This window comes from Sphingobium subterraneum, from assembly GCF_014199435.1.
Lineage (GTDB): Bacteria > Pseudomonadota > Alphaproteobacteria > Sphingomonadales > Sphingomonadaceae > Sphingobium > Sphingobium subterraneum.
This window is the reverse complement of record NZ_JACIJP010000003.1, coordinates 289,202-304,381: the sequence shown is the minus strand read 5'-3', so window position 1 is coordinate 304,381 and position 15,180 is coordinate 289,202. Positions and strand designations below refer to the sequence as shown.

Genomic DNA, 15,180 nt, shown 5'->3' with positions numbered 1-15,180 from the left:
GACACCACATGACCGATCCCCAGACGGATTGCCGGGCGCAGGATGCCGCCCTCGACGCGGCGGTCGTGCGGATGACCGGGCCGGGCGGGCCGTTTCCGCTTGGCACGATCGATCGGCATGGCGCGACGGTGCCCTATGTCACCGCCGTCCCGTCCACGCTGCCGGGCTTCTACGCGGCCTTTTGCGCTCTTTATGCCGAGCGCACCTTCCTTGTCGACGGGGATGAGCGGCTGACTTTCGCGCAGGCGCTTGACGCCGCCCGCATGGTCGCGCAGGGCCTCATCGCCCGCCATGGCGTCGGACCCGGAGACCGGGTCGCGCTCGCTGCGCGTAACGGAACGGCATGGGTGCTCGCCTATATGGGAATCACGCTGGCGGGCGGGGTAGCGGTGCTCTGCAACGCCTTCTGCGGCGCCGCCGAACTCGTCCCTGCGATCGAGGATACCGGCTGCACCCTTGTGCTAGCCGACGGTCCGCGCCACACCGGGTTGCTGAACCATGGATGGAGCGCGGAGGGCACGCCGCGACTGCTGCCAATTGACGATGGCACATGGGCTGCCGCGCTCGCCGCCGTGCTGCCTGCCGATCCGGTTGCCACTGTCGATCTGCCGGACCTGGCGCCCACCGATCCCGCAACGATCCTGTTCACATCGGGGTCGACCGGCCGCAGCAAAGGCGCGCTGTCCGACCATATGGGCAAGGTGCAGGGCGCGCTGAGCTACGGCGGCGCGAGCCTGTGCATCGCCGACATGCTGACGCAGGCCGGACGGCCGCCATCGGACACGCCGGTCACGCTGATGAACGTGCCGCTCTTTCACGTAACCGGCGAAGTTGCGGTGTTCCTGCACAGCTTTGTTATCGGCCGGACGCTGGTCATGATGCCGAAATGGGATGCCCTTCGCGCGCTCGAACTGATCGAAGCGGAGAAGGTGACCTATTTCGTCGGTGTCCCGCTCATGGGCCATGAAATCGCCTCCCACCCGGACCGGGGGCGCTTTGACCTGTCGACCCTCACCGATCTCGCGGCGGGGGGCGCGCCGCGCCCCGTCGACCAGATCGCGACGATTCGCGACAATCTTGTCGGCACGCACCCGCTGCTGGGTTATGGCCTTACCGAAACCAATGCGGTGGGCGCGCTCAATTTCCGCGCGTCGTATCTCGCCAAGCCGACGAGCACGGGCCGCGCCACCAAACCGCTCGTGGAGATCGCGATTGTCGATGCGGCGGGCGAAACGCTTCCCACCGGCCAGACAGGAGAAATCGCCATCCGCTCGGTCGCCAATATCGTCGGCTACTGGAACCGGCCAGAGGACACCGCCGCGCTCTTCACGCCAGGCGGCTACGCGCGCACGGGGGATATGGGCTATCTGGACGAGGACGGCTATGTCTTCATCGTCGACCGGCTGAAAGACATTATTATCCGCGGTGGCGAAAATATCGCGGCGTTCGAAGTGGAGGCGGCCCTGTATGGGCACCCCATGGTGGCCGAATGCGCGGTCATCGGGATATCCCACGCCCGCTATGGCGAGGTGCCCGCCGCGATCATCTACGCTCGCGCGGATGTGGTGGCAGACGAGGACGAGCTGCGCGCGTTTCTTCGCGCGCGGCTTGCCCCGTTCAAGCTCCCCGAGCGCATCTGGTGGGTTGATGCGCCGCTCCCGCGCCTTGGTACGCAAAAGATCGACAAGCCGGGTTTGCGGAAAATCTACGGGGCGGGAGAGGGCGTTTAGGCAGGCGTTCAATCCATGAAGATCAGCGCCGGATGTTCCAGCATCCGTTTCAGTCCCTGAATGAACAACGCCGCGTCATAGCCGTCGACGATGCGGTGGTCGAACGACGAGGAAATGTTCATTGTTTTGCGGACGGTTAAAAAGGATCCGTGCACTATAGGACGGTCGACCAGCTTGTTGGGACCGATGATCGCGACTTCGGGATAATTGATGATCGGTGTGGTCGCGATCCCGCCCAGCGGCCCTAGCGAGGTGATGGAAATGGTCGAGCCGCTCAGCTCGTCCCGGGTCGCCGTCCCGTCGCGCGCGGCGGCGCTGACCCGCGCGATTTCGGCCGCGCAGTCCCAGATCGAGCGCGCTTCGGCGTGGCGGACCACCGGCACCGTCAGGCCGTTCGGCGTTTGCGTGGCAATGCCGACATGGACACCCGCGAACTGGTGCAGCACGCCCGCTTCATCGTCGTAACGCGCGTTGATGTGTGGAAACTGAGGCAGCAGCCGCGCCAGCGCGCGCACGAAGAACGGCAGCAGGGTAAGTTTCGGCTGGCCGTCCGCCCGGCTGGTGTTCAGTTCGACGCGCAGCGCCTCCAGCTCGGTGAGGTCGGCTTCCTCGACATAGGTGATGTGCGGGATGTGGCGCTTGGCCTCCTGCATTTTCTCGGCGATCTTGCGCCGCATCCCGATGATCTTCTGCTCGGTGACAGCGGTGCGTTTCACCAGACCAAGCCCCGATCCGCCGCCCGCATCGCGCCGTTCGAGATAGGCGTCGAGATCCGCTTGCCGGATGCGGCCGCCCGGCCCGGTGCCGTTCACCGCGTGGAGATCGATCCCCAGTTCCTGTGCGCGGCGTCGCGTCGCGGGCGCGGCGAGCGGCAGACTGGCCTTGGCAGGTGCGACTGGCTCGGCTGGAACGGGGGTAGGAGCGAGTGCGGCCGGCTCCGGCGCGGCCATGGTCTCGACCACAGGCATCGCTGCCGTCGCGGGAGGAGCCGCAGCGGCTTCCTCCGCCTGCGCCTCGTCCAAAGCGCCCTCGACCTCCAGTTCGGCAAGTGGCGACCCCACCGCCAGCATCTCTCCGGGTGCGCCATAGGTCGCGATAACCGTGCCGCTGACCGGCGATGTCATGTCGACTGTCGCTTTATCGGTCATCACGTCGACCAGGCTTTCGTCCTCCTCGATCCGGTCACCGACCTTGACGTGCCACACCACGATCTCGGCCTCGGCCACGCCTTCGCCGACGTCGGGCAGGCGGAAGATATAGCGGCTCATCAGTTATACTCCATCGCACGCTTGAGCGCTTCGGCGAGGCGCCGGGGACCGGGGAAATAATCCCACTCGAAGGCGTGCGGGTAGGGCATGTCCCACCCCGCGACGCGGTCGATCGGGCTTTGCAGATGATCGAAGCAGCGCTCCTGCACCAGCGCGGACAGTTCCGCACCGAATCCACCGAACCGCGACGCCTCATGAAAAATCACGCAGCGCCCTGTTTTCTTGACCGAGGCGACGATGGTATCGATATCGAGCGGGACGATCGACCGCAGGTCGATCAATTCCGCATCCACTCCGCTGTCGGCGATCCCGGCCAGCGCGACATGCACCATCGTGCCATAAGCGAGCACGGTGACCTCGTCGCCTTCGCGCGCGATTGCCGCCTTGCCCAGCGGGACGGTATAATGGCCCTCGGGCACATCGGCCTGGGGGTGCCCCGCCCAGGTCTTGACCTGCGTGTCTGGCCGTCCGTCGAACGGGCCGTTGTAGATGCGCTTCGGCTCCAGGAAGATGACCGGATCGTCGCACTCGATCGCCGCGATCAGCAATCCCTTGGCATCATAGGGATTGGACGGGATCACCGTTTTCAGCCCCGTAACATGTGCGAAGATCGCTTCGGGCGACTGACTGTGCGTCTGCCCGCCGAAAATGCCGCCGCCATAAGGAGAGCGCACCGTGATCGGCGCGGAAAATTCGCCGCCCGACCGATAGCGCAGCCGCGCCGCTTCGGAAACGAGTTGGTCGTAAGCGGGAAGGATATAATCGGCGAACTGGATTTCCGCGACCGGGCGCAGGCCATAGGCGCCCATGCCGATCGCTGTCGCGATAATTCCACCCTCCGAAATCGGCGTGTCGAAGCAGCGGGTCGCTCCATATTTCTCCTGCAGCTTGTCCGTCACGCGGAAGACGCCGCCAAAATAGCCGACATCTTCCCCGAAGATCAGCACATTAGGGTCATGTTCCAGCATCACATCGAGCGCGCTGTTCAGGGCCTGAATCAGGTTCATGGCGGTCATGTCACAGCCCCATCGTCTTGCGTTCTTCGCATATGCGCCAGTCCGGCTCCGCGAAGATATCCTCGAACATCGTGGCGATGTCCGGCTTGGACTGGCCCAGCGTGCCGACCGCTTCGGCCTGCTTTACGCCGTCCTTCACCGCCTGCGTCACGTCGTCCACAAGCGCCTGATGCCGCTCCGCATCCCATTCGCCGATCGCGATCAGATGATCGCGCAGCCGGACGATCGGGTCGCCCAGCGGCCATTTCTCCGGCTCGTCGAGCGGGCGGTATTTGGTCGGGTCGTCGCTCGTCGAATGGCCCGCCACGCGATAGGTGAAAAACTCGATCAGGGTCGCGCCCCGGTTGCTCCGCGCGCGCTCTGCCGCCCATTCCGTCGCGGCCCACACAGCGAGAAAGTCGTTGCCGTCGACCCGCAACCCCGGCAGCGCATATGCGGTCGCCTTCGCCGCAAAAGTGGTCTTGTCGCCTCCGGCAAAGCCGACGAAGCTGGAAATCGCCCACTGGTTGTTGGTGACGCACAGGATGACCGGCGCCTGATAGACGCTGGCGAAGGTCAGCGCCTCGTGGAAGTCGCCCTCGGCCGTGGTCCCGTCGCCGACATAGGCGATCGCGATCTTGTCGTCGTGCTTGTACGCCGACGCCATCGCCCAGCCGACCGCATGGCCGAAGCGCGTGCCAAGATTGCCCGACAGGGAATAGAAGCCGTAATCCCGCGCCGAAAACATCATCGGCAACTGGCGGCCCTTGATGGGATCGTCGGCGTTGGAAAAGATCTGGTTGGCGAGCTGGACGACCGGATAGTCCCGGGCCATCAGCCAGGAGAGGACACGATAGGTGGGGAAGCACATGTCGCCCGCGCCCAGCATCATCGATTGCGCGGCGCCGATCGCCTCTTCCCCGGTCGACTTCATGTAGAAGCTGGTCTTGCCCTGCCGGTGCGCGCGGAACAGCCGGTCGTCGAAAATGCGCGTCAGCAGCATCGCGCGCAGTCCGCGCTTGAGCACATCGGGGGACAGGCGCGGGTTCCACGGACCGACCGCCTTGCCATCTTCGTCCAGCACGCGGATCAGTTCGTAAGGCAGGTCGCGCATGGCCGTTTCCGGCTCGGCGCTGTCCGGGCGGCGGACCGCTCCCGCTGTGCCGAAATCAAACTGCGCGAAGCTGGGCGCTTCGCCGGGTCGTGCGGAAGGCTCGGGTATATGCAGGCTGAGGGTGGGGCGGTTCGGGACGGTCATAGCACCTCCATGTTCCACTCATGTTATAGCGGAAAATGCTGAGAAAGTCTTTGTTTTGACGCTGGTCTACAGCGCCCTTGCGAGAAGAATGTTCCCCGTATATTGCCTAGAATAGATCATTCTTCTAATATCATGGGAATGGACGAAACCGACCTTCGAATCTTGCGCAGCTATCAGGCGCGACCCGACCTCAGCCTTGCCGATCTTGCCAAGGAGGTCGGTCTGTCGCAAACGCCCTGCTGGCGGAGGCTGCGCCGGATGGAGGACGAGGGCGTCATTGTGGGTCGCGCGAACCTGCTCGATCCCACGCGGCTGGGCTTCACCGTCAACGTCATGGCGCACATCAAGCTCAAGCAGCATGACGAGGAGAGCCTCGAGATTTTCGAGAACGCCGTGCGTGACCATCCCCAGATCATCGAATGCTTCGCGATGGGCGGCGATTCCGACTATTTCCTGCGGGTGATTGCCCGGAGCATCGAGGATTATGAAGGCATGCTGCGCAAGGTGCTGCTTCACCTCCCCGGCGTGGCGGCGGTCAATTCCACCTTTGCGCTGAAACTGGTGAAGGCGACGACGGCCGTGCCGATCTGAGCGGAGAAGGGGCCGCTACATAAAGCTGTAGGGGTCGATGTCGACCGCGACCCGCGTTCCTGATTTCCATGACAGCGGCCCCAGCCACGTGCGGATCGCGCCCTGCACATCGACGCCGCGCGATGCGTGGACGAGCAGGCGGTGGCGGTGCCGCCCGCGCAACTGGGCAAGCGGCGCGGGGGCGGGGCCGTAGACGCGCAGCCCCTCGAAATCCGGGGCGTGCTTGCCGATCATCCGCGCGGTTTCCAGCGCTTGCGTAGCGTCTTCGCTCGATATGATGATCGCGGCGAACCGCCCGAATGGCGGCGCATTGGCGTGGCGGCGGTTGGCGGTCTCGGTCGCGTAGAAGCGCTCGGCGTCGCCCGCGAGGAGCGCCTTGATGACGGGGGCCTCCTTCATCCGCGTCTGGATGAACACGCGGCCCGGCTTTTCCCCGCGTCCGGCGCGCCCCGAGACCTGCACGATCTGCTGGAAGCAGCGTTCCGACGCGCGCAGATCGCCGCCCTCCAGTCCCAGGTCCGCGTCGATCACGCCGACGAGCGTCAGGTTGGGAAAGTGATAGCCCTTGGTGACGAGCTGCGTGCCGATGATGATGTCGATCGCGCCGCCTTCCACCTGCGCGACGAAATCCGCCACCCGGTCCGGCGACCAGAGCGTGTCGGACGTGACGATCGCGACGCGCGCCTGCGGAAAGAGCAGCGCGACCTCGTCGGCGATGCGCTCCACCCCCGGGCCGCAGGCGACCAGCGCGTCTTCCTCATGGCAGTCGGGGCATTCGCGCGGCGTGGGCATCACATGCCCGCAATGGTGGCAGGCGAGGCGGCGGGTCAGTCGGTGCTCGACCATCCATGCGGTGCAGTTGGGGCATTGGAAGCGATAACCGCAATGGCGACAAAGCGTGAGCGGTGCATAACCCCTGCGGTTCAGAAAGAGCAGCGCCTGCTCCCCCTTGGCCAGTGTCTCGTCCATCGCGGCGATCAGGCTGGGCGTGATCCAGCGGCCGCGCTCGGGCGGATCGGTGAGCAGGTCGATACCCACAATCTCCGGCATTTCCGCGCCGCCGAAGCGCGCGGGCAGCTTGATCTCGGTATAGCGGCCGATCTCGACCTGATGCCGCGTCTCGATCGCCGGAGTGGCGGACGCGAGGATGACCGGGCATTCCTCCATCATCGCGCGCATCACCGCGACGTCGCGCGCGTGATAATGAACGCCGTCCTCCTGCTTGAAGCTCGCCTCGTGCGCTTCATCGACGACGATCAGCCCGAGGCGAGGATAGGGCAGGAACAGCGCCGATCGCGCGCCGACCACCACGCGCGCTTCCCCGTTCGCCGCCGCGCGCCACGCCCGCCGCCGCTCGCTCTGCCGCAGGCCGCTGTGCCACGCCACCGGCATCACGCCGAAACGCGCGGCGAAGCGCTTCAGGAACGGCTCGGTCAGCGCGATTTCGGGCAGCAGCACGAGCACCTGCTGCCCCCGCCGGATCGCCGCCGCCATTGCCTCGAAATAGACCTCGGTCTTGCCCGATCCCGTCACCCCGTCGAGCAGGAACGGGTGGAACGCGCTCGCCTCCACCGCCGCGCACAGTTCCTCCGCCGCCGCGCGCTGCACGTCGTTCAGATCCGGCGCGGCGTGGTCCGGATCGGGCACCGGCATGCGCGTGTCGAGGCTGACCGTCACCGGCTCCAGCGCGCCCGCTTTCGCCAGCCCCCGGATCACCGCGACGGACACGCCCGCAACCTCCGCCAGTTCGCGCACCATCCCCTGCGCGTCGCCGATCGCGTCGAGAGCTTGGCGCCGCTGCGGCGTCAGCCGGTCCGGCACCAGCCCGGTCGCGCGATACTCCACCACCGACTGCGAGCCCTCCAGCGCAGAGGAGGACGAGAGCGCCATGCGCAGCACCGCGCCCAGCGGCGCCATGTAATAATCCGCCGTCCACTCGATCAGGCGGCGCAGCGGAGCGGGCAGCGAAGGCGCATCGACCAGCCCGGCGAGCGGCCGCAGCCGGTTGTCGCCGACCGTCTCGACATCGGGAAAGCGGTCCTCCTCCCACACAACGCCGACGAGCTGGCGCGGCCCCAAAGGCGCGACGACGATGCTCCCCGGCGCGACCTCCATCCCGTGCGGCACGCGATAATCGAGCGGCCCCAGCGCGGCGTTGAGCAGGATAACCCGCGCGCGACTCACCGTCCGCCCCCGCAGGCCGGGGAGCGCAGCAAAACACGGCTTTTCTTTCGCGCGCAAAAGAGGGAGACTGCCACCATCGAACATCCATATGTGGGGAGAGGGTGGCTTATGCAACGCAGGGATTTTCTGGTCGCGGGCGCGGCCGCCGGAGCGCTGGCGCTGGCGGGGTGCAGCACAGGCGGGGGCGGCTTCAGCCTGGCGGAAGTGATCCGCCGCCTGCTCACCCTCTCGTCCCAGCGGGCGCTGGCGCGGCTGATGGCGCCCGGCGGCTTCTACGACAGCCAGATCGCGCAGATTAGCCTGCCCGACCGGCTGGGCGGAGGCCGGGGCGGATCGGTGCTCACCCGCGTGCTGCTGAGCGCCGTCGTGCGCGACCGCCTCTTGAAACAGGTCAACCGCGCGGCGGAGCGGGGCGCCGAGCGCGCCGCCCCGGTGATCGCCGACGCCATCCAGTCGATCTCGCCCGAGGACGCGGCGAGTTTGCTGCGCGGCGGAGGATCGGCCGCCACCGGCTTTCTGCAAGCGCGCATGGGCGACGCGCTCATCCCCGCGATGCTGCCCGGCATCGATGAAGGGCTGCGCCTGTTCGACAGCGCCGTGGTGACGGACGCGCTTCGGTTGGCGACCGGCATCGACTTCGCCGGACTGCGCGATGATGTAACACGCAAGGCATCCAACGCGATCTTCGCGGAAATGGGGAAAGAGGAGGCGGACATCCGCGCGAACCCGCGCTCGACCAATGACCCGCTGCTGATTGCGGCGTTGGGGGTGTTGTGAGGGGGTTGGCGTCGTCTGGGATGCACAAACACCACCTCTCGCCGTTCGCCCTGAGTAGGGGCTGAGCGTGCCGAAGACCCGTATCGAAGGGCTGCCTTTGCGCACATCCTTCGATACGCCGTTTCGACAGGCTCAACGGCTACTCAGGACGAACGGGATGCCATGACGCGAAGGCGACGAACGCGATCTTCGCCGAAATGGGGAAAGAGGAAGCGGACATCCGGGCGAACCCGCGGTCGACCAATGACCCGATGCTGATTGCGGCGCGGGGGGTGTTGTAGATTATTTAGGTTGTTGTTGGTTACGGTTACTTGACACCCTTGAGCAACGTACCAGACTGCCCGCTGGAAATGGCCAGTCGGGGGTCATAATGCGTGCAGCATGAGCCGTAGTCTGCACATTCGCGCGGATACAAAATCCAGTAGGATACACCTGATCAACATTTGCAAACGCCGTTAAGTAGTCACTTGGGTCGATTTCAAGCAGCACGGGATAGTCTTTTAGAAGGATCTCGTAGTGGATGCCTTTGCTACGGTGAATATCCCCTCGATAAATCGGGAATTCGCGCTCGCTTTTTGTTATTTTGACGCCAGTGAACTCGATAATTTGGTGAATGCGTTCGAGCGCAATGCCGGTCGTCGGCAGGAAAATAAAGGTCGCCAAAAACGCCCATAATAGAGCCGAACAGCCATTACGGAAATTGCTCGGAGCTTTACGAGACACGGTGATGAAGCAAAAAATGCCACATCCTACACTGAAGGCAAATGCAAGCCATCCGTCAGCAGGATGCTCCGGATAAAGCTCTTGTCCGTTTCGTGGAAATAGGGCTGCGAGTGCCAATAGGGAAGGGACGCAGATAAGCCATATGGGAAAAAATCGAGGGTCTATGTTACGGATTCGGTGCGAATAACCTAGCTCGTTCTTGCTCATACCTATTTCTGTACTCAGATTATCTTACCATAATCTGAAATAAAAATCCCGCGCGCGTGAAATGACGATAGGCGCATCATATGATAATCCTCCAGACGAAGCTTCGATAAAGCCAATAGCGATCTGCTCCCAACCCCATTCCCCCAACCCGTCCCACCCTCTATACCTCCCCGCGACTCATCCCACTGCACACGAAAGTCGCACCCATGAAATTCTTCGTCGACACCGCCGACACCGCCGAAATCCGCGATCTGGCCGAAACCGGGCTGCTCGACGGCGTCACCACCAACCCGTCGCTGATCCACAAATCGGGGCGCAAGTTCGTGGAAGTGGTGGAGGAAATCTGCGGCATCGTCGATGGCCCGGTCTCGGCGGAGGTCGTCGCGCTCGACCATGCGACGATGATGAAAGAAGCCGAAGTGCTGCGCAAGATCGCCGACAATGTCTGCATCAAAGTGCCGCTGACCATCGATGGCCTCAAGACCTGCAAGGCGCTCTCGGGCGAGGGGACGCAGGTCAACGTGACCCTGTGCTTTTCCGCCAATCAGGCGCTGCTCGCCGCGAAGGCGGGCGCGACCTTCATCTCGCCCTTCGTCGGGCGGCATGACGACAACGGCTTTGACGGGATGCAGCTGATCGAGGACATCCGCCTCATCTACGACAATTATGATTTCGGCACCGAAATCCTCGTCGCGAGCGTGCGCCACCCGATCCACATCCTCCAGAGCGCGAAGATCGGCGCGGACGTGATGACCGCGCCGCCCGCCGTCATCAAGTCGCTGTTCAACCACGTACTGACCGACAAGGGCATTGCGGGGTTCATGAAAGACTGGGAAGCGACGGGGCAGTCGATCCTCTGATTGCATCGCGGCGCGCGCATCCTATCTCCTGTTGAACAAGGAGATCACCCCATGCCGCTCACCCGTGACGAAGACATCGCCGACCTGCTCAACACCGTGCGCACCATCGCGCTGGTCGGCGCGTCGCCCAAGCCTGACCGGGCGAGCTATGGCGTGATGGGGCGGCTGCTCGCCCACGGCTATCGCGTCATCCCGATCAACCCCGGCCTGGTGGGGCAGCAGATCCACGGGCAGGATGTCGTCGGGTCGCTCGCCGATGTGGGGGAGCCTATCGACATGGTCGATATCTTCCGCAACAGCGAGGCGGCCGGCGAGAGCGTGGACGAGGCGATCGCGGTGGGCGCGGGCGCGGTGTGGATGCAACTCGGCGTCATCAACGAGGAGGCCGCCGCGCGCGCCGAGGCGGCGGGGCTGAAGGTCGTGATGAACCACTGCCCCGCGATCGAGATCCCGCGCCTGGGCATCGCGCCGGTCGGTTGACGGACGGCCGCCGACCGAAACGGGGCGCGGAACGACAATCGCCGTTGCCTTTGACCGTCGCTTGACTATCAGGATCACATGCGGCGGATCGTGGATCGGGTGAGGGATACAGGCGGGGCCGGGGTCGACCGTCGCTCGCTGCTCATCGGCGGGGGTGCGGTCGCGGGCCTGTTGATCGCGTGGGGTGTGTGGCCGCGCAGCTATCGCCCGAACCTCGCGGTCGCGTCGGATGAGACATTGTTCAACGCGTTTCTCAAGATCGATACCGCCGGGCAGATTATCGTCGTCGTGCCGCAGGCGGAGATGGGGCAGGGGGTCAGCACCGTGCTGCCGCAGATCCTGGCCGACGAGCTGGGCGCGGACTGGCGCACGGTCGCAGTCCAGTCCGCGCCGATCAGCCCGCTTTACGCGAACAGCCTGCTCGCCGGGGAAGCGCTGGCGAGCGACTGGAGCGCGCTGGCGGGCGGCGCGGGGCGCTGGGCGATTGCTGAATTTGCCACCCGCAATGCGATCATGCTGACCGGCGGATCGACCTCGGTGCGGATGTTCACGCAGGCCTATCGCGAGGCGGGTCGGGCCGGGCGCGTCCTGCTGTGCAAGGCGGCGGCGGCGCGCTGGGACGTGCCGTGGGAAACCTGTGACATCGTCGACGGGCTGGTGACTGATGGCCAGCGCAAGCTGCGCATCGGGGAGCTCGCCGCCGAAGCGGCCGCCTTTACGTTGCCCGACATCCTGCCCGAGCGGCAGGGGGAGGAGAACCGCCTGTGGGGCGAGGATGTGGCGCGCATCGACCTGCCGTCCAAGGTCGACGGATCGCATAACTATGCCGCCGACATTCGCCTGCCCGATATGCTGTTCGCCTCGATCCGGCAGGGGCCGGTCGGCGCGGTTGCGCTGGGGGCGATCAACGAAGCCGCCGCGCGCAAGGTCACGGGGTTCGTGCAACTGGTGAAGCGGGAGCGCTGGGTCGCGGCGCTCGGCACCGACTGGTGGGCGGCGAACAAGGCGCTCGACGCGCTGGACCCGCAGTTCATGGTGGCCGACACGCCGCTGTCTTCCGCGCGCATCGATGCGGCGCTGGACGACGCCTTTGAGAGCGAACAGGGACGGCGCCTCTACGAGCAGGGCGATCTCGCCGCGATGTTCGAGGGCGCGCAGGCGGTGAAGCGGGAATACAGCGTTGCGCCCGCGCTCCACCTCGCGATCGAACCGCCCTGCGCGACCGCGCGGGTGGAGGACGGCAAGGCGGAAGTGTGGACCGCCACGCAGGCCCCGATGTTCTGCCGCCGGGCAGTGGCGAAGGCGCTCGGCTTTCCGGAGAGCGCGGTGGTGCTCTATCCGCTGTCCGCCGGGGGATCGTTCGGCCGCAGGATGGAGCATGACACGGCGGTGCAGGCGGCCCTTCTCGCGCAAGAGGTAAACCGCCCGGTCCAGCTACTGTGGTCGCGTCTGGAGGAAACCATTCAGGATCGTCCCCGTGCGCCCGCCAAGGCGCGGATGGCGGCACGGCTGGGGCGGGGTGGCCGGATTGAGGCTTGGTCCGCGAAGGTCGCCTCTCCCACAGCGTTAGCGGAAACCTGGGCGCGCATTTCTGATGGGGCCGATCCAATGGAGGCCGCGCGCACGAGTGCCGGTAGCGCGAACCGGCTGGCCGTTTCCGGTATGCCGGGGCCCTATGCGCTGTCGAGCTTCGCGGTCGATCATTATCCCGCCGCCATCGCGCTGCCCACCGGGCGGTGGCGCGCCAATGCGGATGGCGCGAGCGCGTTTTTCACCGAGAGCTTTATCGACGAGCTTGCCCATCAGGCGGGCATCGAGCCCATGTCTTTCCGCATCCAGATGCTCGGCGGACAGGCGCGTCTCGCCCATTGCCTCACTACGGCTGCCGCAATGGGCGGATGGCAGGGCGGTATCGCCGGGAGCGGGCAGGGGATCGCCTGCCATGTCATGGACGGAAGTTTCATCGCGATACTGGTCGAATGCAGCATGGACAATGGGCGACCGCGTGTGGACAGCATCGTCGCGGTCGTCGATTGCGGGGACCAGCCGCATCCCGACATCGCGCGGCAACAGATCGAAGGAGGGTTGATGTTCGGATTGGCGAGCGCGCTGGGCGGCGCTGCGGAGTATCGCGGCGGATTGCCCCGGCGGGCGATCATGGGCCGTTTGGGTCTGCCCCGTCTTTCGGACATCGGCGAAATCTCCGTGGAGCTGATCCAGAGCAGTGCGGAGCCGGGCGGCGTGGGGCAGATCGGCGTGCCGCCGGTGGCTCCGGCGCTTGCCAATGCGCTGTTCACCGTGACAGGGCGGCGGCACCGTAACCTGCCGCTGGTGCCGGTCGCGTGATCCGCCCGACTGATCATCCCGACATCCCCGCGCCGCGTGTTGGCGTCCTGATCGTCAACCTCGGCACGCCCGATGCGCCCGATGCACCGGCGGTAAAGCGCTATCTGCGCGAATTTCTCTCCGACCGGCGGGTGGTGGAGATCCCCCCCTTGCTGTGGCAACCGATTCTGCGCGGCATCATCCTCAACACGCGGCCCAAAAAATCCGCCCACGCTTATGGGCAGGTATGGACGAATGAAGGATCCCCGCTGGCCGTTCATACCCGCAACACCGCGCGGGCCCTGGCCGAGCGGTTTGCCGATGAAGGCGTGCTGGTCGACTGGGCGATGCGCTATGGCAACCCATCGATCGCCAGCCGGATCGCCGCGATGAAGCAAGCCGGGTGCGAGCGCATATTGTTTGCGCCGCTCTATCCACAATACAGCTCGGCGACGACCGCGACGGCCAATGACGCGCTGTTCGCGACGCTGGGCGGCATGCGCTGGCAACCGGCGATCCGCACCCTGCCGCCCTATCATGACGACCCTGGCTACATCGATGCACTGGCGGAGAGCGCGCAGGCGCATCTGGCCGAGTTGGGGCGGCCGGTGGACGCGTTGCTGCTCACGTTTCATGGCATGCCGGAACGCACCCTGCATCTGGGCGATCCCTATCACTGCCAGTGCCGCAAGACCGCGCGCCTGCTCGCCGATCGCCTGCAACGGCCGGTGGAGGTGAGTTTCCAGTCCCGCTTCGGCCGGGCAAAATGGCTGGAACCCTCGACCGAGGATACGCTCGCGCGGCTGGCGCGGGGCGGAGTAAAATCGCTGGCCGTGATGGCGCCCGGCTTCTCGGCCGACTGCCTCGAAACGCTCGAAGAGATCGCGTTGCGCGGCCGGGATGTTTTTGTCGAAAATGGTGGCGAATTTTTTGGCTATATCCCTTGTTTGAACGCCGAAACGCGGGCTATTGATTTCTATCAACGGTTAATGCGGCAGAATCTGCAAGGATGGCTGACCTAACCACAATCCAGAGGAGCCTGAGCATGAGCAGAGTAGCGATCGTCACCGGCGGCACACGCGGAATTGGCGAGGCGATCAGCCTTGCGCTTCGGGATGCGGGAATGACCGTCGCTGCCAATTATGCGGGTAACGAGGCGAAGGCCAAGGAATTTTCCGATCGCACCGGCATCAAGGCCTATCGCTGGGACGTGGGCGATCATCAGGCGTGCCTCGATGGCTGCGCGCAGGTCGCAAGCGATCTCGGGCCGGTGGACGTGCTGGTGAACAACGCGGGCATCACCCGCGACGGCGTGCTGCAGAAGATGAGCTTCGACGACTGGAATGAGGTGATCCGTGTCAATCTGGGCGGCTGCTTCAACATGGCGAAGGCCGTGTTTCCCGGCATGCGGGAGCGGGGCTGGGGACGGATCGTCAACATCGGGTCGATCAATGGGCAGGCCGGCCAATATGGGCAGGTGAACTACGCCGCCGCCAAGTCCGGCATCCACGGCTTTACCAAGGCGCTGGCGCAGGAAGGTGCAAAGTTCGGCGTGACCGTCAACGCGCTTGCGCCCGGCTATATCGATACCGATATGGTTGCCGCGGTTCCGCCGCAGGTGCTCGAAAAGATCGTCGCGAAGATTCCGGTCGGGCGCTTGGGCCATGCCGAGGAAATCGCGCGGGGCGTTGCGTTTCTGTGCGCCGAGGATGGAGGCTTCATCACCGGCTCCACCTTGTCGCTCAACGGCGGCCAGCACATGTATTGACGCGGCTGTGTCGA

The 15,180-nt window shown here is 65.2% G+C and carries 13 protein-coding genes; 8 read left to right on the top strand and 5 right to left on the bottom strand.

Annotation, left to right across the window (positions count from 1 at the left end):
- The first annotated feature begins 8 nt into the window (after positions 1–8).
- Entirely contained in the window at positions 9–1,730 is a 1,722-nt protein-coding gene (locus tag FHS92_RS11980; RefSeq protein WP_184080895.1) for a class I adenylate-forming enzyme family protein, read from the top strand.
- A gap of 8 nt (positions 1,731–1,738) precedes the next feature.
- Here the strand turns inward: FHS92_RS11980 and FHS92_RS11975 are convergent, their stop codons facing one another.
- Genes FHS92_RS11975 through FHS92_RS11965 form a run of 3 tightly spaced genes read right to left on the bottom strand, consistent with a single transcriptional unit; the run spans position 1,739 to position 5,251 of the window.
- Entirely contained in the window at positions 1,739–2,998 is a 1,260-nt protein-coding gene (locus FHS92_RS11975) for a dihydrolipoamide acetyltransferase family protein (RefSeq protein WP_184080893.1), read from the bottom strand.
- Positions 2,998–4,005, bottom strand: coding sequence for an alpha-ketoacid dehydrogenase subunit beta (locus FHS92_RS11970; RefSeq protein ID WP_221231035.1), 1,008 nt, complete (start codon positions 4,003–4,005; stop codon positions 2,998–3,000). The genes FHS92_RS11975 and FHS92_RS11970 overlap by 1 nt, the downstream gene beginning before the upstream one ends.
- 10 nt (positions 4,006–4,015) lie before the next feature.
- Positions 4,016–5,251 (bottom strand): thiamine pyrophosphate-dependent enzyme, encoded by a 1,236-nt coding sequence (locus FHS92_RS11965; protein ID WP_184080889.1) that lies wholly within the window; start codon positions 5,249–5,251, stop codon positions 4,016–4,018.
- A gap of 138 nt (positions 5,252–5,389) precedes the next feature.
- Here FHS92_RS11965 and FHS92_RS11960 point away from each other — a divergent pair, with 138 nt between their 5' ends.
- Positions 5,390–5,842: an Lrp/AsnC family transcriptional regulator gene (locus tag FHS92_RS11960; RefSeq protein WP_184080886.1), complete on the top strand. Its 453-nt coding sequence runs from the start codon at positions 5,390–5,392 to the stop codon at positions 5,840–5,842.
- 15 nt (positions 5,843–5,857) lie between these two features.
- Here FHS92_RS11960 and FHS92_RS11955 read toward each other — a convergent pair whose 3' ends face one another.
- Complete coding sequence (locus FHS92_RS11955) at positions 5,858–8,026, bottom strand: primosomal protein N' (protein WP_343056724.1); 2,169 nt, start codon at positions 8,024–8,026, stop codon at positions 5,858–5,860.
- 108 nt (positions 8,027–8,134) lie between these two features.
- Between FHS92_RS11955 and FHS92_RS11950 the strand changes: the two genes are divergently transcribed.
- Positions 8,135–8,803, top strand: a complete 669-nt coding sequence (locus FHS92_RS11950) for a DUF4197 domain-containing protein (protein WP_184080882.1) — start codon at positions 8,135–8,137, stop codon at positions 8,801–8,803.
- 282 nt (positions 8,804–9,085) lie between these two features.
- Here the strand turns inward: FHS92_RS11950 and FHS92_RS11945 are convergent, their stop codons facing one another.
- A complete protein-coding gene (locus FHS92_RS11945) occupies positions 9,086–9,733 on the bottom strand; it encodes a lysozyme family protein (protein ID WP_221231024.1) in 648 nt (215 codons plus the stop codon).
- A 206-nt stretch (positions 9,734–9,939) separates the two neighbouring features.
- On the opposite strand from FHS92_RS11945, the gene fsa reads away from it, so the two are divergent.
- From fsa to phbB, 5 genes are all read left to right on the top strand, one after another.
- A complete protein-coding gene (gene fsa / locus FHS92_RS11940) occupies positions 9,940–10,593 on the top strand; it encodes a fructose-6-phosphate aldolase (RefSeq protein WP_184080878.1) in 654 nt (217 codons plus the stop codon).
- Positions 10,594–10,644: 51 nt separating this feature from the next.
- Positions 10,645–11,073, top strand: coding sequence for a CoA-binding protein (locus FHS92_RS11935; protein WP_184080876.1), 429 nt, complete (start codon positions 10,645–10,647; stop codon positions 11,071–11,073).
- Between the two features lie 78 nt (positions 11,074–11,151).
- Positions 11,152–13,419, top strand: coding sequence for a xanthine dehydrogenase family protein molybdopterin-binding subunit (locus FHS92_RS11930; RefSeq protein WP_184080874.1), 2,268 nt, complete (start codon positions 11,152–11,154; stop codon positions 13,417–13,419).
- Complete coding sequence (gene hemH / locus FHS92_RS11925) at positions 13,416–14,420, top strand: ferrochelatase (protein ID WP_184080872.1); 1,005 nt, start codon at positions 13,416–13,418, stop codon at positions 14,418–14,420. The genes FHS92_RS11930 and hemH overlap by 4 nt, the downstream gene beginning before the upstream one ends.
- A 23-nt stretch (positions 14,421–14,443) precedes the next feature.
- Positions 14,444–15,166, top strand: a complete 723-nt coding sequence (gene phbB / locus FHS92_RS11920; RefSeq protein WP_184080870.1) for an acetoacetyl-CoA reductase — start codon at positions 14,444–14,446, stop codon at positions 15,164–15,166.
- The last annotated feature ends 14 nt before the right edge of the window (positions 15,167–15,180 follow it).